We start from the raw sequence: 20,105 nt of genomic DNA, 5'->3' as shown, positions 1-20,105 counted from the left end.
ACCCGCTGGGGACGGCGGTAAACCCCGCGGTGCTACTGTCGGCCGCGACACGGGGTGCTGCACGCGGATCGCGCAGCTGAGATCACACCCGTCGAACCTGATTCAGGTAACGCTGACGAAGGGATGTCACGGCATGGCTGCCGTTCCACCGGACGACCTCGCGCGGGCGCGCACCGCGCTGCACGAGCGCGCCCCGCTCGTGCAGTGCCTCACCAACTCCGTGGTCCAGACGATCACCGCGAACGCGCTGCTGGCCGTCGGCGCCGCCCCGGCGATGGTCGACAACGAGCAGGAGTCCGCCGCGTTCGCCGCGGTCGCCTCTGCGGTCCTGGTGAACGTGGGCACCCTCGACGAGGCCAAGGCCCGCGCCATGGCCCTGGCCGCGCGGTCCGCGCACGACCGCGGGACCCCGTGGGTCCTGGACCCCGTCGCCGTCGGCGGCCTGGAGTTCCGCACCCGCGTCGCCCGCGACCTGCTCGCGCACCGCCCCGCCGTGGTCCGCGGCAACGCCTCGGAGGTCCTCGGGCTCGCCGGCGCCGGAGCGGGCGGGCGCGGGGTGGACGCCGTGGACGGCGTCGAGGACGCCGTCGCCGCCGCCCGCGACCTGGCCGGGCGCACCGGCGGGGCGGTCGCGGTGTCCGGCGCGGTGGACGTCGTCGTCGACGCGACCCGCACCGTCCGGGTCCCCGGCGGCGACGTGCTGCTGACCCGCACGACCGGCGCGGGCTGCTCACTGGGCGCCCTGGCCGCCGCCTACGCGGCCGTGGCCGACGACCCGCTGACCGCGGCCGTCGCCGCCCACCTGCACGTCGCCGTCGCCGCCGAGCGCGCCGCGCAGCGCACGCAGCGGCCCGGCACGTTCGCCACCGCGTGGGTCGACGAGCTCGACGCCGTCGACGCCGGCGCCCTGCGCGAGGCCGCGGAGCGGCTCGCGTGAGCCCTCGCCCCGCTTCGCCCCCACCCTCTACCTCGTCACCGACACCGCCCGGTGCGGGCCCCGCGGGGTGCCCGCGGTCGTGCGCGCCGCCGTCGCCGGCGGTGTCGACGCCGTGCAGGTGCGCGCCAAGGACGGCACCGACCGGGACCGCCTCGCGCTGGTGCGGGCCGTCCAGGACGTGCTGCGCGGCACCGGCGTCCCGCTGTTCGTGAACGACGCCGTGGACGTCGCGCTCGTCGCCGGGGTCGAGGGCGTCCACCTGGGGCAGTCGGACCTGCCGGCCGAGGAGGTGCGGCGCATCGCCCCGCACCTGCTGCTGGGGCTGTCGGTGTCCAGCCCGGCCGAGGCGGCCCGCGTCGACCCGGCCGTCGTCGACGTCCTCGGCGTCGGTCCGGTGCGGGACACCGCGACGAAACCCGACGCCGCCGCCGCGCTCGGCGCCGACGGCGTCCGGGCCGTCGTCGCGGCCGCGCCCGTGCCGTGCGTCGCCATCGGCGGGATCCACCCCGACAACCTCGACACGTTGCGGCACACCGGGATCACCGGGTTCTGCGTGGTGTCGGAGATCTGCGAGGCCGCCGACCCCGAACGGGCCGCGCGGGACCTGCGGGCGCAGTGGGACCGGGCGTGAGCCGCGTCGCGCTGACCGTCGCCGGCAGCGATCCGGGCGGGGGAGCGGGGATCCAGGCCGACCTCAAGACGTTCGCCGCGCACGCGGTGTACGGCACGAGCGTCCTGACGGCCCTGACGGCGCAGAACACCCGCGGCGTCCGCGGCGTCCACGTCGTCCCCGCGGGGTTCGTCACCGAGCAGCTCGACGCCGTCCTCGACGACATCGCCGTGCACGCCACCAAGATCGGGATGCTCGCCGACGCCGGGATCGTGGCGGCCGTCGCGCACGCCGTGCGGACCCGCGACCTCGGCCCCGTCGTCCTGGACCCGGTGATGGTCGCCACCAGCGGCGACCGGCTGCTGGACCCGGCCGCCGTCGCCGCGGTGCGCGAGGAGCTGCTGCCCGCCGCCGACCTCGTCACCCCGAACGTGCCCGAGGCCGCCGTCCTGCTCGGCGCCGACCCCGCCGTCGACCTCGACGACTGCCGGGAGCAGGCGCGGGAACTGCTGCGCCGCAGCGGGACCGCGGTCCTGCTCAAGGGCGGGCACCTGACCGGCGAGCAGAGCGTCGACGTCCTGGCCACCCCGGCCGGGACCACCCTCGTCCGCCGCCCGCGGGTCGACACGACCGCCACCCACGGCACCGGCTGCACCCTGTCCGCCGCCCTGGCCGCCCAGGCCGCGCTGCACCCCGGCGCCACCTGGGAGGACCTCGTCCCCGCGGCCCGCGACTACCTCCAGGCCGCCCTGACGGCCGGCGCCCGGTTGCGCGTCGGCCACGGCCACGGCCCCCTCGACCACGCCTTCGCCCTGCGGGAGGACCCCTCGTGACCTTCACCGACCTGACCTGGGAACGCACCGCCGGCCTGCGCGGGGCCATCGAGGGGTCGGTGTTCCTCGCCGAGCTCGGCGCCGGGACCCTCGACCCGCGCGCCTTCCGCAACTACCTCGAGCAGGACACGCTCTACCTCGCCGGGTACGCCCGCGCCCTGTCGCTGCTGGCCGCCCGCGCCCCCGGCGCCGACAGCGCCGGGTTCTGGGCGCGCTCGGCGCACGGCGCGGCCGTGGTGGAGGCCTCGCTGCACGCCGACCTGCTCGACGGCGGGTCGCTGCCGCCGGCCGACGGCACGCCCGAGGCGTCCCCGACGACCCTGGGGTACGTGTCGTACCTGGTGGCGACGGCCGCGACCGCCCCGTACGCCGTCGCGGCGGCCGCGGTGCTGCCGTGCTTCTGGGTCTACGCCGACGCCGGGCGGCGACTGGCCGCGCACGCCGAGCTCGTCCCCGGCCACCCCTACGCGCGGTGGGTCGCGGCATACGACGCCCCGGAGTTCCACGCCTCGGTGACCGAGGCCCGCCGGTTCGTCGACGAGGCCGCCACGCCGGAACTGTCCGAGGCCATGCACGAGGCGTTCGCCGTGGCGACGCGCTACGAGTGGCTGTTCTGGGAGACCGCGCACCGCCTGGAGCGCTGGCCCGCCACCGGCTGAGCGGTCCGTCCCGGCCCCGCGTGAGAGCCTTCGGGCAGAGCCTGCAGCGGCAGGCCCGTCGGGAGGAGATCTCTTTGTCCAGCAGCGGTTCCGTCGTCGTCGTCAACTGCGGCAGCTCCTCGGTGAAGCTCGCCCTCGTCGACCCCGTCACGGGCGAGCGCGCGCTGAGCTGCCTGGGCGAACGCATCGGCAGCCCCGACGCCGTCGTGCACATGACCACCGCCGAGGGCACGCGGACCATCACCCCCGCGGCGACGACGCACCGCGGCGCGCTGGCGCACGTCCTGCAGCGGCTGCTCGACCTGGACCTGCCGCCGCTGCTCGGCGTCGGCCACCGCGTCGTGCAGGGCGGGCAGGTGTTCCGCGGCTCGGTCCGCGTCGACGACCGCGTGCTGGCGCAGATCCACGAGCTGTCGGCGCTGGCCCCGCTGCACAACCCGGCGAACGCCTCCGGCATCGAGGCCGCGCGCGCGGTGCTGCCCGACCTGGAGCACGTCGCGGTGTTCGACACCGCGTTCCACCAGACGATGCCCGAGACGAACTACCGGTACGCCGTCCCGGCGCGCTGGTACGAGGAGTTCGGCGTCCGCCGCTACGGCATGCACGGCACGAGCCACCGGTTCGTCAGCCAGCGGGCCGCGCAGGTCCTGCACGAGGCCGACGGCCGCGACCCGAAGGAGCTCAAGCTCGTCGTCGCGCACCTGGGCAACGGGTGCAGCGCGACCGCGGTGCTCGGCGGCCGCTCGGTGGACACCACGATGGGCCTCACCCCGCTGGAGGGGCTGGTCATGGGGACGCGCTCGGGCGACCTGGACCCGGCGGTCGTGGAGCTCGTCGCCGACCGGACGGGGGAGAGCGTCACCGAGATCGTGAAGCAGCTGAACTCCTCCTCGGGGCTGCTGGCGCTGTCGGGGCTGTCGAACGACGTGCGGACGCTGTCGGGCAAGGCCGCCGAGGGCCACCCCGGGGCCCGGCTCGCGCTGGACGTGTTCGTGCACCGCGCGGCCAAGCACGTCGCGGCGCTCACGGTGTCCCTGGGCGGGCTGGACGCGCTCGTCCTGACCGGCGGCATCGGGGAGAACGCGAAGAACGTCCGCTCGATGCTGCTGCAGCGGTTGCAGCACCTGGGGCTGCGCGAGGACCCCGCCGCCAACGACGCGCACGGCCGGGAGTCGACCCCGCCGGGGCGCATCACGGTCCCCGGTCCCGGGCCGCTGGCGATGGTGGTGCCCACCGACGAGGAGCTGCTCATCGCGCGCGACACCGTGGCCCTGGTCGAGAACGCCTGACCCGGGGGCGCCCCGGCGGCGGACGTGGGAGAAGCTGGGACGCATGGCCCGCGTGCTGCTCGTCGTCCCCACCGGCCACGGTGCCGGCCTCACCTCGACCTGCCTGGGGCTCCTGCGGGCCCTCGACGCCCGCGGCGTCGCGGTGGGCTTCCACAAGCCCCTCGCCCAGTCCACCCGGCCCGGCGACGGCGACCGCTCGGTGGCCCTCGTCCGGCTCACCACGGCCCTGGACCCGGCCGAGCCGATCGCGGCCGCCCACGTCGTCGAGCGCCTGTCCCGCGGTGAGGTCGACGACCTCATGGAGGAGGTCGTGGCCGCCGCCGAGCAGGTGCTCGCCGCCCACGACGTCGTCGTCGTCGAGGGGCTGGCCCCCTCGGCCGACCAGGTGTTCTCCGGCCGCGTCAACCAGGCCCTGGCGACCGCGCTGGACGCCGACGTCCTGCTCGTGGGGTCGGCCGGGCTGCTGGGGGCCGAGCCGGGGGCGCCGGAGCGGATCGCCGAGGACATGGCCGTCACGGCCGGCACGTACCGCACCGGGGAGGCGCTGCGCGTCATCGGCGGGGTCGTGTCCCGCTGGCCCGTGGCCGACGACCCCGAGACGGCCGTCAGCCGCGTCGCGGCCCTGCGCGGGGCGCTGGAGCACCACGACATCCCCCTGGTCGGCGTCGTGCCCTACCGCGGGGACCTCACCTGGCCGCGGGTGCGGGACCTGGTGCGCGACCTCGACCACGAGCTGGGCGTGGAGGTGCTCACCCACGGCGACCAGGGCCGGCGCATCAAGGAGGTCGTCGTCGCCGCGCAGGCCGTGCCGGGGATGCTGCCGCTGCTGCGCGAGGGCCGGCTCATCCTGGTGCCCGGCGACCGGCACGACGTCGTCATGGCCACCTGCCTCGCCGCGCTGAACGGCACCCGCCTGGCCGGGCTGCTGCTCACCGCGGGGGTGGGGCTGGACCCGCGGGTCGCCGAGCTCACCGGGGCGGCCGCGGCCACCGGGCTGCCGATCCTGCGCTCGGGCAGCAGCACGTACGCGACGGCGACGGCCGTCAACCGCCTCGACCCCGAGGTCCCCGCCGACGACGCCGAACGCGCGCTGGCGCTGAGCGCCACGGTCGCCGACGCCCTGGACCCGGGCTGGCTGGCGGGCCTGCCCACGGCCGCGCACCGGCCGCGGCTGTCCCCGGCCGCGTTCCGCCGCCGCCTGACGACGCTGGCCGCCGAGCGCGTCCAGCGCATCGTGCTGCCCGAGGGCACCGAGCCCCGGACCGTGCAGGCCGCCGCGATCTGCGCCCAGCGCGGCATCGCCCGCCCGGTCCTGCTGGGGAACCCCGAGGAGGTGGCGTCGGTGGCGGCCGGGCTGGGCCTGACGCTGCCCGAGGGCGTGGAGGTGCTGGACCCCGCCGCGCTCGTGGACTCCTACGTCGACGTGCTCGTGGAGGCCCGCAAGCACAAGGGCATGCAGCCGGACGTGGCGCGCGACTCCCTGGCCGACCCGATCTGGCTGGGCACCACGATGCTGCAGGCCGGGGACGTCGACGGCCTGGTCGCCGGCGCCGTGCACACCACCGCCGCGACGGTACGCCCTGCGCTGCAAGTGATCCGGACCAAGCCGGGGGCCCGGCTGGTGTCCAGCGTGTTCTTCATGTGCCTGCCCGACGACGTCGTGATCTACGGCGACTGCGCCGTGAACCCCGACCCGGGGGCCGAGGACCTCGCCGACATCGCCCTGCAGTCGGCGGCCTCGGCGCGCGCGTTCGGCATCGAGCCGCGGGTGGCGATGATCAGCTTCTCCACCGGGTCCTCCGGGTCCGGTTCCAGCGTAGACAAGGTGGCTGAGGCCACCCGCATCGCCCGCGAGCGCGAACCCGGCCTGATCATCGACGGCCCGCTCCAGTACGACGCCGCGGCCGTGGCGTCCGTCGCGGCGTCCAAGGCGCCGGACTCGCCCGTCGCCGGCCGCGCCACGGTGTTCGTCTTCCCCGACCTGAACACCGGGAACACCACCTACAAGGCGGTGCAGCGCAACGCGGGCGTCATCTCGGTCGGGCCGATGCTGCAGGGGCTGGCCAAGCCGGTGAACGACCTGTCGCGGGGGGCGCTCGTCGACGACATCGTCTACACGATCGCGCTGACCGCCATCCAGGCCTCCCGCGGCTGACCGGGCGGGGGAGGGGGCGGACCGCGGGGGGAAGAGACCGGGGGCGAGGGCTGTTACCCTTGAGGTGACGGTCACATGCCGTCCACTCAGCGGGCGAGCCGCCCGCGAGGTCGCTTGAGTCTCATCCCTCAGCTTTGGTGCGTTCTGCGCGTGTTCTGGGGGCGGACCGCCGTGCGGCCGACAGCCCCACGTGGAGTTCAGTACCCCATGCCCCAGTACGACGACCGTTCGTACCGTTCCTCCCGCCCCCGCAACGACGAGGGTGGTTTCCAGCGCCGCGAGTCCCGCGGCTACACCGACCGCTACGAGCGGTCCGACCGCGGTGAGCGTTCCTTCGACCGCGACCGCGACGACCGCCCCCGCTCCGGCGGGTACGGCAGCCGCGACGGCGGTTCCTCCTACGGCAACCGCAGCAGCTCCGGCGGCTACCAGGGCCGCAGCAGCGGTGGTCAGGGCGGCTACCGCGGCCGCTCCAGCCGCAGCGGCCCGCCCCGCAGCCCCCGCTCGTTCGCGCCCTCGGCCACCGAGCAGGCGCTGACCGCGGCCGAGCAGATCGAGGTCGTCGACGCGACGTTCTCCGAGCTGGGCCTGCCCGACGAGCTGGTCGCGGCGCTCGAGCGCCGCGGGATGACCAAGCCGTTCGCCATCCAGCAGCGCGTGCTGCCCGACGGCATCGCCGGCCGCGACATCCTGGGCCGCGCCCGCACCGGCTCCGGCAAGACCCTCGGCTTCGGCCTGCCGATGCTGGCCCGCCTGGCCCAGCAGAAGCGCGCCCGCATCACCGGCGCCCCCCGCGGCCTGGTGCTCGTGCCGACCCGCGAGCTGGCCATGCAGGTCGCGGACTCGCTGCGCCCGCTGGGCGACTCCCTCGACCTGCGGCTGTCCGTGGTCGTCGGCGGCGTGCCCTACGGTCGGCAGATCGCCGCGCTGCAGCGCGGCATCGACGTCCTCATCGCGACGCCGGGCCGTCTCGTGGACCTCATCGAGCGCGACGCCGTCTCCCTCGCCGAGGTCGACGTCGCCGTCCTGGACGAGGCCGACCACATGGCCGACCTGGGCTTCCTGCCCAACGTGCGCGCCATCCTGGAGGGCACCAAGCCCGGCGGTCAGCGGATGTTCTTCTCCGCGACGCTGGACCGCGGTGTCGAGGCCCTGGTGACGGACTTCCTCACCGAGCCCGCCTTCCACGCCGTCCCGGCCGACCCCGAGGACGTCGGGCACATGGAGCACCGCGTGTTCGCCGTGCGCCCGCACGACAAGCTGTCGATCCTCACCGAGATCAGCCAGCGCCCGGCGCGCTCGATCTTCTTCGTGCGCACCAAGCTGGGCGCCCAGCGCCTGGCCGACCAGCTGCGCGAGGCCGGCGCCCCGGCCGAGGCGATCCACGGCGACCTGCGCCAGTCGCAGCGGTCCAAGGCGATCGACGCGTTCAGCGCCGGGGAGACCCGCGTCCTGGTCGCGACCGACGTCGCGGCCCGCGGCATCCACGTCGACGACGTGGACCTCGTCGTGCACGTGGACCCGCCGAACGACCACAAGGACTACCTGCACCGCTCCGGCCGCACCGCGCGCGCCGGCGCCAAGGGCACGGTCCTCGCGATCGCGCTGCCCGACCAGGTCCGCCGCTACGGCTGGCTGCACCGCGACGCCGGTGTGACCGCCAACGCGGTGGAGAACGTCCACGCCGGGGACGAGACCGTCCGCGAGGTCGCCGAGTCCGGTGAGCCCGTGGTCATCAAGCCCCGCCGCACGACCGAGAACCGCGAGGGCCGTGGCCCGCGCCGCGGCCCGCGCCGCGAGGGCGGGTTCCGCGGTGGTCCCCGTCGCGACGGCGGGTTCCGCGGCCCGCGCCGCGACGGCGGCGACAGCGGTTCGCGCGGCCCGCGCCGCGAGAGCGCCCCGCGCGACTGACGCAGCACCGGCGTGAGGCGGTCCCCCCGCCCCACGCCGCCCGGGAGGGCGCGGAGCACACGCTCCGCGCCCTCTCGGCGTTCCCGGGGGGTTGCCGCGGGTTCGGGGGCCGGGGTGGCGACGCCCGGGGGCAGTGGTGAGGATGGCTGCGCACGAGAGCACCGCGAGTCACCCCAACCGTGGAGGAAGCATGCCCACCCGCACCGCACGCACCGCCTGGAACGGCACCCTGGAGCAGGGCTCGGGCCAGGTCGAGCTGTCCAGCTCGAAGGTCGGCACCTACGACGTCTCGTTCCCCAAGCGCGCGGCCGAGGACGCCGGCGGCACCACCAGCCCCGAGGAGCTCGTCGCGGCCGCGCACTCCTCCTGCTACGCGATGCAGTTCTCCGCGCTGCTCGCCGAGGCCGGCGGCACCCCCGAGAGCCTGGAGGTCGTCGCCGACGTCTCCCTGGGGCCCGACCCCGCCGGCGGGTTCCGGCTGACCGGGATCAAGCTCACCGTGTCCGGTGAGGTCAGCGGCATCGACGCCGACACCTTCGCGAAGACGGCGCAGGCCGCCAAGGAGACCTGCCCGGTGTCCAAGGCCCTCACCGGCGTCGAGATCACCCTCGAGGCGTCCCTGGACGCCTGAGCTCAGGCCGGCGCGAAGCGGGCCAGCGGCACCATCGTGGCGCCGCTGGCCCCGCGCAGCGTCGGGGTGCCGTCGTCGCGCCGGCCCAGTCGCCAGTCCTCCCCGAGGTCGCCGTACCCGGTGTCCCGCACCACGCGCAGCGTCCGGTCGTCGACCGCCGCGAGCACCACCGGGTGGGCGGCGGGGTCGGCGGCGGCGGGGTCGAGGGCGAGGAGGGTGGAGCCGGCCCGCACGACGTCCACGACGCCCCACAGGGTCGCCCACCGGCCGCAGAAGACGTCGAGGTCGACCGCGGGTCCCTGCGCGCCCCACTCGGCGGCGAACAGGTCCACCAGCTTCACCGCACCCACCGCGAACTCCGCGGCGGGGCCGTCGACGCAGTTGGTGAGCACGCTCAGCGCCAGGCCCGCCCCGGGGTCCAGGACGCTCTTGCTGATGTGGCCGGGGAACCCGCCGGAGTGGCCGACGAGGCGGCGCTCGCCGACCTGCTCGCCGGCGAAACCGAGCCCGTAGGTGCGGTGGTCGTCGTCGTCCCCGGTGGACCACTCCGCCCGCTGGGCCAGCCGCTGGGCGTGCTCGTCGAGCACCTCGGTGCGGCCCGGCCGGTGGGCGGAGAACCACGCGGTGAGGTCCTCGGCGGTGGAGCAGAACCCGGTGGCGGCCGCCATCGCGGCCGTCGGGGCGTGGCCCAGCGCCCGGCGGGGCCCGGTCGCTGCGGCGGAGTAGCCCGTCGCCAGGTCCCCGGCCGCGGGCAGGTCCGGGGTCGTGCGGGTCAGCCCCAGCGGCGCGACCAGCTCACGGGCGACGAACTGCCCGTACGGGGTGCCGCTCACCGCCTCGACCACCAGGCCCAGCAGGGAGTACCCGACGTTGGAGTACTTGAACCGCGAGGACCGGGGCAGGACCGAGCCGCCGGTCCGCACCGCCGCCCGCAGCCCCTCGACGTCGGGGAACGTCCCGTCGAGCTGCCAGAAGTCCCCGTCGCGGCCGTCGCGCGTCACCCCGCCGGCGTGCCCCAGCAGCTCCCGCAGGCTGGCCCGGCCCAGCTCGGGGTCCTCCTCGCCCACCCAGGGGACGTGCGCGGCGAGCTCGTCGTCCAGGCGCACCCGGCCCTGCGCGACCAGGCGCAGGACGGCGGTCGCGGTGAAGGTCTTGGAGTGCGAGGCGACCCGGAACACGTGCGCGGGGGTGAGGGCGACGTCGCCCTCCCGGTCGGCGTGGCCGTGGGCGCTGGAGTGCAGCAGGTCGTCGTGCAGGCGGACCGCGAACTGCACCCCCGGCACGTCGAGGAGGCGGCGGCGGAACGCGATCCAGTCCGCGGCCACGGCGGCGGCGGTGGAGACGACCTCGGCGGTCAGCGCGGGAGCGGTCACGGCGTCACGGTAGGGCAGCGGGGCCGGGGGAGGGGTCCGGGGACGGGGCCCGCCGGACCCGCCGCCGGGCGACCTCGGCGTGCGGCCACTGCGCGAGCGCGCGCGGCAGGACGGGCCGGGCGGTGCGCAGCCCGCCGCGCAGCGCCGCCGCCGCGACCCGCCGGCCCGGGGTGGGCGCCAGGTCGTAGGCGTGGGCGAGGTGCGGGGGCAGGACGTCGGCGGTGACGCTGCGGGCCAGGGCCGCCACCCCGGGCAGCGGCGGGCGGGTCCGCTGGGTGAGGACGTCGCGGGCCACCGACCGCGCCGCGTCGGTGACCACCAGCGCGGCGACGGTGCGTTCCCAGTAGGCGTCGAACTCCGCGACGCTGCCGGGCAGGACGCGGTCGGGGACGGCGAAGAGGCGGGCGAAGGGTTTGGACTCCTGCCAGTGCCGTTCGCGCTCGGCGGGGGTGAGGACCAGCCCGGCGTAGCGCTGCGCGACCCGGCGGGCGGTCCAGACCAGGGTGGCGTGCACCCACAGCGCCAGGTCGGGGTCGTCGGCGCGGTAGGGGGTGCCGGCGGGGGTGCCGGGCGCGTCGCGGCGGGTGGTGCCGCGGACCCGGGCGTGCTGGGCGCCGACGTGGCGGGCGATCGCGTGCGCCTGCTCGGTGTCGCCGAAGGCGATGGTCAGCGCGGCCTGCAGCGTCCCCAGCAGCCGCCGGGCCGGGCCGGAGGCGTAGTCGCTGTGCACCGCGACGCCCTCGGCGACGAGGGGGTGGGCGACCTGGAGCAGGATCGCCGCCGGCCCGCCGAGGACGACGGCCCGTTCGGCGCTGACCCGCTGGAACGCGCCCCCGGGCACGCACACCCCCGGGTCACCCGCCACCCCCGGCGGCGGGGGCGGCGGGAAGACCGCGCTCAGCGGCAGGCGGGGCAGCGGGGGCACACCCCGATGCTGCCACCGCCGCGGGGGTCAGGCCCGGGCGGCGCGGACCGCCTCGGCGAGGGTCGTCGCGGGACGGCCGATCAGCCGCACCAGGTCGTCACGCTCGGTGAACAGGTCACCGGCGGCGATGGAGGCGTCCAGGGCGGCGACGAAACCGGCGGTGCCCTCGTCGAGGCCGGCCCCGCGCAGGGCGGCCACGTGCTCCTCGGTGGTCACGTCGCGGTGGGTGACGGTGGTCCCGGTGACCTCGGTGACGGTGGCGGCCAGTTCGGCGAGGTCGAAGCTCACCCCGGCGAGCTCGTAGACCGGCTCGGGGGACTCCGCGGTCAGGGCGGCGACGGCCGCCTCGGCGAAGTCGGCGCGGGAGGCGGCGCTCACCCGGCCCCCGTGCGTGGAGCCGAGGACCTCCCCGGTCGCGAGGTACTGGCCCAGCTGGCTCGCGTGGTTCTCCAGGTACCAGCTGTTGCGCAGGACGGTGCTGGGGACGCCGGAGGCGGCCAGGAGCTCCTCGGTGGCCTTGTGGTCGGGGGCGAGCGGACTGCCCGACACGTCGGCGCGCAGCAGGCCGGTGTAGGCGATGCGGCTAACCCCGGCGGCCTTCGCGGCCTCGACCACGTTGGCGTGCTGGGCCAGGCGGGCTCCGGGCGCGTCGCCGGAGATGAACAGGACCCGGTCCACGCCCTGCAGGGCGGCGGTCAGCGCGGCGCGGTCGTCGTAGTCGGCGGTGCGGACCTCGACCCCGCGCGCGGCGAGGTCGGCGACCTTGGCCGGGGTGCGGACGACGGCGACGAGGTCGCGCTCGCCGCGCGCCAGCAGGGCCTCGACGGCGAGGCGGCCGAGGTGGCCGCTGGCGGCGGTGACGGCGTAGGTGGTCATGGTGTCTCCTCTGGGCACGGGCCCGTGGTGAGTGCTGCGTCAGTGAAGGCACTAACGAATCCGCAGTGCCAGCCATTCCCGCGCTAGACTGGCCGCATGCAGACCGACGGCCCCGCGCACGACCTCGTCGCGGACGTCTTCGCCCGGGACTGCACCTCCCGCGCCGCCTTCGAGGACGTCACCTCCAAGTGGGCCTCCCTCGTCCTGCTCGCGCTGGGGGACGGGCCCGTCCGCTTCAACGCGTTGCGCCGCAAGGTGGACGGGGTCAGCGAGAAGATGCTGTCGCAGACCCTGCAAGCCCTCGAGCGCGACGGCATGCTCACCCGCGACGTCGTCACGGCGATCCCGCCGCGCGTCGAGTACGAGCTCACCGCGCTCGGCGCCGGCGTCCACGAGCGGCTGCGGGCGCTCGCGGACCTTCTCGAGGCCTCCGTCCCGCAGGTCGCGGCCGCCCGCGAGCGGTACGCCGCCCGCTGAGCCGGAACGGTCCCCGGCCGGCCCTCGTTGGCCGGTCGTGCAGCCGATCCAGCTCGCCCGGACCCTCGCCGTCGCCGACACCGTGCTCACCGGGGTCCTCACCGGCCTCGCCCAGTGCACCTACGACCTGCCCACCCGCCGCCGCCGGTACGCCGCCCAGGCCGCGCTGGGCGTCGCCGGGGGCGCGGCGCTGATGGCCACCGACGCGGTGTGGGCCGCCGCCGTGCGCGACCGCACGCCGCCGCCGGACCCGGACGGCGCCCTGCCCGCCCACGAGAAGGCGCTGCTGCGGCGGCACCTGGCGCTCTCGCTGGCGGCGCTGCCGGTGTGGGTGGCCGGGCGCGGTCTGCCGGCGGCGATGCGCCGGCGGGGGATCGAGCGGCCCAACCGCCTCCTCGCGGTCCCGGTCGCGCTGGGCTGGTCCCTGGCGTCGGCGCCGGTCGAGTGGGCCCACGCGCGCGACCGCACCGCCGCGCTGCTGCCCTGAGCGCACCGGCGGGAACGCCGACGGCGCCGGCCCCCGCGAGGGGACCGGCGCCGCCGGGGGAGTACCGGGGTCAGGCCCGGACGTCGCGCTCGTTCGGCACGACGTGCGTCATGACCAGGCCCTCGACGTTCCGCGGGCCGTTCTTGCCGAGGTTGGCCGCGCGGGCCAGCTCCGCCTCGTTCAGCGTCTGCGACTGCAGCGGAGCCAGGCCCCGGACGTCGTCGGCGCTGATGCCCAGGCCGCCGCCCACGGCCTCGCCGTAGGCGTCGTCGGCCATGTAGAAGTGCCACACCATGCGCTCCTGGATGGCGCGGTCGCACTGCGACAGGCCGCCCACGAGGTTGGCGACGAGCTCCTCGCGCTCCCAGTCGGCGAGCAGGTGGAACAGCTCACCGGCCTGCTGGTAGTCGTTGGTGCGCGGGATCCGCTTGCGGGTCAGGCGGCCGTTGATGACCGGGCCCTGCTCGTCGTGCGTGGGGTAGGTGGCCTCCTTCAGGCCCCCCAGGATCGACGGCTCGTAGTTCACCGACGGGTTGGACCCGGCCGGGTCCACGCCGTAGGCCATCTGCCCGTCGCGCTGGTTGGTGTGCACCGGCGCCTTGGCCGCGTTCACCGGCAGCTGCAGGTAGTTCGGGCCCACCCGGTAGCGCTGGGTGTCGGAGTAGGAGAACGTCCGGCCCACGAGCATCTTGTCGTCGGAGAAGTCCAGGCCGTCGACCAGGACACCGGTGCCGAACGCGATCTGCTCGGACTCGACGAAGAAGTTCACCGGCTTGCGGTTCAGCGTGAGCTTGCCGATGGCGGTGAGGGGGAACTGGTTCTCCGGCCACACCTTGGTGTCGTCCAGCGGGTCGAAGTCGAGCTCGGGGTGCTCGTCGTCGGACATGATCTGGACCCGCAGCTCCCACTCGGGGTAGTCGCCGCGGTCGATCGCGTCGTACAGGTCCTTGGTGTGCGGGCCGAGCTCCTGCGCCTGCACGGCGGCCGCGTCGGCCGACGTCCACGACTTCACGCCCTGCGTCGGGAACCAGTGGTACTTCACCAGCACGGTCTCGCCCTGGGCGTTGACCCACTTGTAGGTGTTGACGCCGAAACCCTGCTGGTGGCGGTAGCTGGCCGGGATGCCGCGCGGGGAGTTCACCAGCGTCAGCATGTGCATCGCCTCGGGCGACTGGCTCCAGAAGTCGAACACGCGGTTCGGGACCTGGCGCTCGAAGGTCACCGGGTCCGGCTTCTGGGAGTGGATGAAGTCCGGGAACTTGATCGCGTCGCGGATGAAGAACACCGCGAGGTTGTTGCCGACGAGGTCCCAGTTCCCGTCCTCGGTGTAGAACTTCACCGCGAAGCCGCGCGGGTCGCGCACGGCCTCGGAGGAGTCCCGGCCACCGGCGACGGTGGAGAACCGCAGGGCGACGTCGGTGCGCTTGCCCTTCTCCTGGAACAGCTTCGCGCGGGTGTACTTCGAGATCGGCTCGTCGCCGAAGGTGCCGTAGGCCTCGAAGTAGCCGAACGCGGTCGCGCCGCGCGCGTGGACGACGCGCTCGGGGATCCGCTCGCGGTCGAAGTGGCTGATCTTCTCCAGGAACTGGTAGTTCTCCAGCGTGGCGGGGCCGCGGGCCCCGACCGTGCGCTGGTTCTGGTTGTCGTAGACCGGGTGGCCCTGACGGTTGGTCAGGACCGGGCGGTCGTCCCCGGGGGCCGAGGGCTGGCTCGCGACGTCGGTCATCGCACTTCCTCTCGTTCTTCTTCTGCTGGTCGGGCGATGGACGGGGTGCGGCACTCGGGGCAACGGCCCCAGAACACCACCTCGGCCTCCTCGACCGCGAACCCGGCGGTGTCGGAGGGCGAGAGACAGGGGGCGTGGCCGCTGGTGCAGTCCACGTCGACCGTGGCGCCGCAGTCGCGGCAGACCAGGTGGTGGTGGTTGTCCCCGACCCGGGCCTCGTAGCGGGCGGGGTGGCCGGCCGGCTCGATGCGGCGGGCCAGGCCCGCGCCGGTCAGGGCGTCGAGGCAGTCGTAGACGGCCTGCGTGGAGACCGTCGGCAGCGCGGCCCGGGCGCGCTCGGCGACCCGGGCGACGGGGAGGTGCTCGTGGTCGGCGCGCGCGGCGTCGAGGACGTCGAGCACGACGACCCTGGGCTGCGTCGCGCGCAACCCCTTGGCCCGCAGGCGCTCGGCGCTGGTCACGCGACGAGCCAACCAGTCAGTCTGGAACCAGTCAAGAAAGGCCGACCTAAGTCCCCGGTCCGGGTCAGGGGCGCCGCCAGTCCTCCGCGGTGAGGTGCGAACCCGCCATCGGGCCCATCTGCAGCATCCCGCCGTCCACCGCGTACGAGGACCCCGTCACGTAGGACGCCTCCGCCGAGCACAGGAACCCGATGAGCGCCGCGACCTCCCGCGCGTCCCCCGGCCGGCCCAGCGGCACCCCGGGACGCCGCTCGCCGTGCGGGTCGGAGTCCTCCTGACCCGTCATCGGCGTCGCGATCTCACCCGGCGCCACCGCGTTCACCGTGATCCCGTGCTCGGCCAGCTCGATCGCCGCGGTCCGCGTCAGCAGCCCCAGCCCGCCCTTGGCCGCGCAGTACGGCGCCGCCCCCACCCGCGGCTGGTGCTCGTGGACGCTGGTGACGTTGACGATCCGCCCGCCCCGGCCCGCCGCCACCATGCGCCGCGCCGCGCGCTGCAGGAAGAGGAAGGCCGCGTCCAGGTCCACCGCCAGCACCTCCCGCCAGTCCTCGAAGGACACGTCCAGCAGCAGCGTCGAGGTTCCCGTCCCGGCGTCGTTGACCAGCACCTCCAGACCGCCCAGCTCCTCGGCGACGGTGTCCACCACGTCGGCCGCGCCCGGCAGGTCGCGCAGGTCGACGTGGTGCAGCACCGCCGTCCGCCCCAGCGCCCGCACCTCCTCGACCGTGGCCCGGCCCGCGGCCTCGTCGCGGAACCAGGTGACGGCCACGTCGTGGCCGCGGCGGGCCAGCTCCACCGCCGTCGCCCGGCCGATCCCGGACTCCGAGCCGGTGACCAGGGCCGGACCGGGACGGCCGGTGGGGTGGGGGGACCGCAGGTCGCGCAACTGCGCCGCATCGCTCATGCCCGGTCCGTACCCCGCCGGCCGGCCCGGTACACCCGGCCGCGCGGCGTTCCCGCCCGTCCTGCGCGAAGATCCTGGTGATGCCCCCGACGACCCGCCGCCCCCGGCTGCGCCCGCTCCGCCTCCCGCAGCGGTGGCACGACGCCGGGCACCGCCTCGCCGGCCGCCGCGCACCGCGCTTCGCCCGCCGCCACCTGCTGCCCTGGGCGGGGGTGCTGCTGGTGACCGGGGCGGGGGCCGGCCTCGGGTTCGCCCTGGCCCCCGGCGCCAGCACCTACGTCGGGCCGCTGCAGACCGAGGTCCGCGTCCGCCCCAGCCTCACCCCCGGCGTCGAGGTCGACCTGCCGCCCGTCGGGAAGGTCACCTTCGACACCCACCGCGCGCCCGTCGTCGTCACCGCCGGGATCGAGAGCGTCGACGTCGACGCCGCGGCCCGGCTCGTGCGCTCCCCGCAGCAGCTGCTCGCCCTCGAGCTCACCGCCGCCGACACCGTCCGGGCCGCGACCGTGCGCGCCGCCGCGTACAGCCTCGCGTGCGGCTTCGGCGGGGCGCTGCTGGCCGCGGTCGTCGTCTTCCGCGGCCGCCGCCGCACCCTGCAGACCGGCGCGAGCCTGCTCGTCGTCGTCGTCGCCGCCGGCGCGGGGACCTGGGCCACCTTCGACCCCGCCGCGCTGCGCCAGCCCCGCTTCACCGGCCTGCTCTCGCGCGCGCCCTACCTGGTCTCCAGCACCCAGGACGCCCTGGAGCGCCTGGAGAGCTACCGCAGCGGCCTGTCCGACATCGTCCGCAGCGTCTCCACCCTGTACGCCGCCGCCGCGAACCTGCCCGTGCTGGGCAGCGGCCGGGGCAGCGCGTTCGGGCCCGACGTCGTCACCGTCCTGCACGTCTCCGACCTGCACCTGAACCCGCTGGGCTACGACCTCACCGACAACCTCGTCGAGCAGTTCGGGGTCGAGGTGGTCGTGGACACCGGCGACACCACCACCCTCGGCAGCCCGGCCGAGTCCGGGTTCCTCGGCCGCATCGGCTCCCTCGACGTCCCCTACCTGTGGGTGCGCGGCAACCACGACTCCGCCGACACCCAGGCCCAGGTCGCCGCGCAGGGCGCGGTCGTGCTCGACCAGGGCTCCACCGCGCAGGTCGCCGGGCTCGTCTTCGCCGGCCAGGGGGACCCCGTCTTCACCCCCGACGGCGAGGGGCAGCAGGCCACCGGAAGCGCCGAGGACGTCCAGGAGGCGGCGAACGAGGTCCTGCTCGACGGCGTCGAGCGGTGGCAGGACGCCCACCCCGACGACCCCGTCGACGTCGCCCTCGTGCACGACCCCAGCGGCCTGGACCCGCTGCTGGGCCGGGTCCCGCTCGTCCTGGCCGGGCACCTGCACAAGCGGTCGGTCACCCTGGACGCCTCCGGGACCCGGATCATGGTGGAGGGCACCACCGGGGGAGCGGGCATCACCTCGGCCGGCCTCGCCCGGCTCGCCGACGGCGAGCCGCTGCCGCTGTCGGCCACCCTGCTGTACTTCGGCCCGGGCGCGGAGGCCGACGACCCGGCGCGGCTGCTGGCCTACGACGAGGTGACCGTCGGCGGCCTCGGCCTGGCCGAGGTGAACCTGCAGCGGACGGTCCTGACCGACGAGGACCGGCCCGCCCTGACCGTCCCCTCGCCCACGACCTCGTCCTCGACCCCGTCTTCCACCTCGCCCTCCACCTCGCCCTCGACCCCGTCCGCGTCCCCCGCCTCGCCCGCGGCAGCCGGGTGAGGCGCCCCGAACCCGCCCCGCGGCGGACCGCCCCGGCGTACGGTGGTGCCACCATGACGCACTCGCTCGATCCGGAGACCGCTCCCGGCCAGGGGACGGACGTGCTGGCGGGACCCCGCGGGGACACGCGCCGGGTCCCCTCGCCCGCCGCCGCGCCGCTGGCCGACACGGACCTGGCCGAGGAGATCGAGCTGTACACCGACGTCGTGGTCGCCGCGTCGGAGAGCGACGGTCCCCTCCCGGAGGGTGAGCTCGACCGCGTCCTGGGGGTGGAAGGGACTCCGCCGGAGGGCTGACCGGTGCGGGGGCCGTCCTCCGCGGCACGGGGGACCGCCTAGAGTCGGTCCGGGCCGTTTCACCAGGACCCGACGACCCGACACCGCGGAGCTTGGCGTGCGTTTTCGACTGACACCCCGCGACGACCCGTTCTTCGAGCTGATCGCCGGGATGGGCGGGCTGGTCGTGGAGGCCAGCACCGTCCTGACCCACGCCGTCGAGAACGACCCGGCCCGGCGGTCCGCGGCCGTCGCGGCCATGGAGGCCCTCGAGCACCGCGGCGACGAGATCGCCCGGCAGGTCGCCGACCGCGTCACCGCCTCCTTCGTCACCCCGCTGGACCGCGAGGACCTGCACCGGCTCACGCTCGACCTCGACGACTGCGTCGACCTCATGCAGTCCGTGGTCGACCAGCTCGCCCTGTTCGACCTCGGGGCCCTGCCCGACGGCGTCGCCGAGATCGTCCAGGTCATCGGCCGGCAGGCCGAGCTGACGGCCGAGGCCATGCCGCGGCTGCGCGCGCTGCCGGAGCTGGCCGACTACTGGGTCGAGATCCACCGGCTGGAGAACCAGGCCGACGAGCTGCACCGCCGGGTCCTGGCCGAGCTGTTCTCCGGGGGGCGCGACGTCTTCGAGGTCCTCAAGCACAAGGAGATCGTCGACCGCCTCGAAGAGGCCGCGAACGGGTTCGAGCGGGTCGCCCACACGGTGGAGCAGCTCGCGATCAAGGAGTCCTGAGCGTGGAGCTCGTCCTCGTCCTGGTGGTCGTGGCCGTCGCCCTGACGTTCGACTTCACCAACGGCTTCCACGACGCCGCGAACGCCATCGCCACCTCCGTCTCGACCCGCGCCCTCACCCCGCGCATCGCGCTGGGGATGGCGGCCCTGTTCAACCTCATCGGCGCCTTCCTCGGCACCGGGGTCGCCGCCACCATCGGGTTCGGCATCGTCGACGTGGGGATGGGCGCGCACGCCCTCGCCGTCGTGCTGGCCGCCCTGCTGGGGGCCGTCGGCTGGAACCTCACCACGTGGTGGCGGGGCCTGCCGTCCTCGAGCACCGGCGCGCTGCTCGGGGGACTGGCCGGGGCCGGCGCGGCCGCCGGGTCGAACCTGCACTGGGACGTCGTGCTCACGCACGTCGTCGCGCCGATGCTCGTCTCACCCGTGATCGGCCTGGTGCTCGGCTTCCTCGTGATGGCCGGGATCCTGCGCCGGCTGCGGAACGCCGCCCGCGGCCCGGTCGACCGCCGGTTCCGGCTGCTGCAGACCGTCTCGGCCTCGGCGATGGCCCTCGGCCACGGCCTGCAGGACGCGCAGAAGACGATGGGGGTCATCGTCCTGGCCCTCGTCGCCGGCGGCCACCACTCCGGCCGCGGGATCCCGTGGTGGGTGCAGGTGCTCGCGGCCGTGGCCATCAGCGCCGGGACCTACTGCGGCGGCTGGCGGATCATCCGGACGCTGGGGCGGCGCATCGCCCAGCTCGACCCCGCCCGCGGGTTCGCCGCCGAGGTGGTGGCCTCGTCCGTCCTGTACGTCGCGGCGCTCATCTTCCACGCGCCCGTCTCCACCACGCAGGTCGTCTCCTCGGCCGTCGTGGGCGCCGCCGCGACCAAGCGCCGGTCGGCGGTCCGGTGGCGGGTCGCCCGCTCGATGGTCGGCGCGTGGGTGCTGACCATGCCGGCCGCGGCCCTGATCGGCGCCGGCTGCTACCTGGTCCTGCGGACGGTCCTGGGGGTCTGACCGCCCGGCCCCGCCACGACGACCGGGGAGCCCCCCGCCCGGTGCGTCGGGGGCGGGGGGCTCCCCGGTGCGGGAG

General features: G+C 75.7%; 19 protein-coding genes, 1 pseudogene and 1 riboswitch. Of the genes and pseudogenes, 14 read left to right on the top strand and 6 right to left on the bottom strand.

Annotated features, from left to right (window positions below; genetic code table 11):
* Positions 1-40: 40 nt before the first annotated feature.
* Positions 41-141, top strand: a riboswitch (TPP riboswitch).
* The 8 genes and pseudogenes from thiM (at position 134) to ACRYRX_RS11480 (ending at position 9,025) form a co-directional block, all read left to right on the top strand.
* Positions 134-937, top strand: a complete 804-nt coding sequence (thiM, locus tag ACRYRX_RS11515) for a hydroxyethylthiazole kinase (protein WP_432512066.1) — start codon at positions 134-136, stop codon at positions 935-937. It overlaps the preceding riboswitch by 8 nt.
* A 37-nt stretch (positions 938-974) precedes the next feature.
* Positions 975-1,568 (top strand): annotated as a pseudogene (gene thiE, locus ACRYRX_RS11510) (thiamine phosphate synthase); the annotation flags it as partial.
* Entirely contained in the window at positions 1,565-2,380 is an 816-nt protein-coding gene (gene thiD / locus ACRYRX_RS11505; protein WP_432512065.1) for a bifunctional hydroxymethylpyrimidine kinase/phosphomethylpyrimidine kinase, read from the top strand. The pseudogene thiE and the gene thiD, both read left to right, overlap by 4 nt.
* The gene (locus ACRYRX_RS11500) at positions 2,377-3,039 is read left to right on the top strand and encodes a TenA family protein (RefSeq protein ID WP_432512064.1); all 663 of its coding nucleotides are present in this window, start codon (positions 2,377-2,379) and stop codon (positions 3,037-3,039) included. The genes thiD and ACRYRX_RS11500 overlap by 4 nt, the downstream gene beginning before the upstream one ends.
* A gap of 74 nt (positions 3,040-3,113) precedes the next feature.
* Positions 3,114-4,328, top strand: coding sequence for an acetate/propionate family kinase (locus ACRYRX_RS11495; RefSeq protein ID WP_432512063.1), 1,215 nt, complete (start codon positions 3,114-3,116; stop codon positions 4,326-4,328).
* Positions 4,329-4,371: 43 nt separating this feature from the next.
* Positions 4,372-6,483, top strand: coding sequence for a phosphate acetyltransferase (pta, locus tag ACRYRX_RS11490; protein ID WP_432512062.1), 2,112 nt, complete (start codon positions 4,372-4,374; stop codon positions 6,481-6,483).
* A 207-nt stretch (positions 6,484-6,690) separates the two neighbouring features.
* Positions 6,691-8,394: a DEAD/DEAH box helicase gene (locus tag ACRYRX_RS11485; RefSeq protein WP_432512061.1), complete on the top strand. Its 1,704-nt coding sequence runs from the start codon at positions 6,691-6,693 to the stop codon at positions 8,392-8,394.
* Between the two features lie 190 nt (positions 8,395-8,584).
* Entirely contained in the window at positions 8,585-9,025 is a 441-nt protein-coding gene (locus tag ACRYRX_RS11480) for an OsmC family peroxiredoxin (RefSeq protein ID WP_432512060.1), read from the top strand.
* A gap of 2 nt (positions 9,026-9,027) precedes the next feature.
* Here ACRYRX_RS11480 and ACRYRX_RS11475 read toward each other — a convergent pair whose 3' ends face one another.
* From ACRYRX_RS11475 to ACRYRX_RS11465, 3 genes are read right to left on the bottom strand one after another with little or no spacing between them, the layout of a single operon-like run.
* Positions 9,028-10,398, bottom strand: a complete 1,371-nt coding sequence (locus ACRYRX_RS11475) for a serine hydrolase domain-containing protein (protein ID WP_432512059.1) — start codon at positions 10,396-10,398, stop codon at positions 9,028-9,030.
* A gap of 4 nt (positions 10,399-10,402) precedes the next feature.
* Positions 10,403-11,323, bottom strand: coding sequence for an oxygenase MpaB family protein (locus ACRYRX_RS11470; RefSeq protein WP_432512058.1), 921 nt, complete (start codon positions 11,321-11,323; stop codon positions 10,403-10,405).
* Between the two features lie 27 nt (positions 11,324-11,350).
* A complete protein-coding gene (locus ACRYRX_RS11465; protein ID WP_432512057.1) occupies positions 11,351-12,199 on the bottom strand; it encodes an NAD(P)H-binding protein in 849 nt (282 codons plus the stop codon).
* Between the two features lie 96 nt (positions 12,200-12,295).
* On the opposite strand from ACRYRX_RS11465, the gene ACRYRX_RS11460 reads away from it, so the two are divergent.
* Both ACRYRX_RS11460 and ACRYRX_RS11455 read left to right on the top strand, forming a co-directional pair.
* Positions 12,296-12,676, top strand: coding sequence for a winged helix-turn-helix transcriptional regulator (locus tag ACRYRX_RS11460; RefSeq protein WP_432512056.1), 381 nt, complete (start codon positions 12,296-12,298; stop codon positions 12,674-12,676).
* 37 nt (positions 12,677-12,713) lie between these two features.
* Positions 12,714-13,163, top strand: coding sequence for a hypothetical protein (locus tag ACRYRX_RS11455; protein WP_432512055.1), 450 nt, complete (start codon positions 12,714-12,716; stop codon positions 13,161-13,163).
* A gap of 70 nt (positions 13,164-13,233) precedes the next feature.
* Here ACRYRX_RS11455 and ACRYRX_RS11450 read toward each other — a convergent pair whose 3' ends face one another.
* From ACRYRX_RS11450 to ACRYRX_RS11440, 3 genes are all read right to left on the bottom strand, one after another.
* Positions 13,234-14,889, bottom strand: a complete 1,656-nt coding sequence (locus tag ACRYRX_RS11450; protein WP_432512054.1) for a catalase — start codon at positions 14,887-14,889, stop codon at positions 13,234-13,236.
* The gene (locus ACRYRX_RS11445; RefSeq protein WP_432512053.1) at positions 14,886-15,350 is read right to left on the bottom strand and encodes a Fur family transcriptional regulator; all 465 of its coding nucleotides are present in this window, start codon (positions 15,348-15,350) and stop codon (positions 14,886-14,888) included. The genes ACRYRX_RS11450 and ACRYRX_RS11445 overlap by 4 nt, the downstream gene beginning before the upstream one ends.
* Positions 15,351-15,414: 64 nt before the next feature.
* On the bottom strand, positions 15,415-16,254 hold the full coding sequence (locus ACRYRX_RS11440) for an SDR family oxidoreductase (protein ID WP_432512052.1): 840 nt from the start codon (positions 16,252-16,254) through the stop codon (positions 15,415-15,417).
* A gap of 80 nt (positions 16,255-16,334) precedes the next feature.
* Here ACRYRX_RS11440 and ACRYRX_RS11435 point away from each other — a divergent pair, with 80 nt between their 5' ends.
* From ACRYRX_RS11435 to ACRYRX_RS11420, 4 genes are all read left to right on the top strand, one after another.
* A complete protein-coding gene (locus ACRYRX_RS11435) occupies positions 16,335-18,014 on the top strand; it encodes a metallophosphoesterase family protein (RefSeq protein WP_432512051.1) in 1,680 nt (559 codons plus the stop codon).
* Positions 18,015-18,067: 53 nt separating this feature from the next.
* A complete protein-coding gene (locus ACRYRX_RS11430; protein ID WP_432512050.1) occupies positions 18,068-18,310 on the top strand; it encodes a hypothetical protein in 243 nt (80 codons plus the stop codon).
* Between the two features lie 97 nt (positions 18,311-18,407).
* Complete coding sequence (locus ACRYRX_RS11425) at positions 18,408-19,028, top strand: DUF47 domain-containing protein (protein WP_432512049.1); 621 nt, start codon at positions 18,408-18,410, stop codon at positions 19,026-19,028.
* A gap of 2 nt (positions 19,029-19,030) precedes the next feature.
* A complete protein-coding gene (locus tag ACRYRX_RS11420; RefSeq protein ID WP_432512048.1) occupies positions 19,031-20,029 on the top strand; it encodes an inorganic phosphate transporter in 999 nt (332 codons plus the stop codon).
* The last annotated feature ends 76 nt before the right edge of the window (positions 20,030-20,105 follow it).

The sequence above is a fragment of the Kineococcus lubricus genome (genome assembly GCF_050871965.1).
Classification (GTDB): domain Bacteria; phylum Actinomycetota; class Actinomycetes; order Actinomycetales; family Kineococcaceae; genus Kineococcus.
This window is presented reverse-complemented; position numbering and strand designations above follow the sequence as displayed.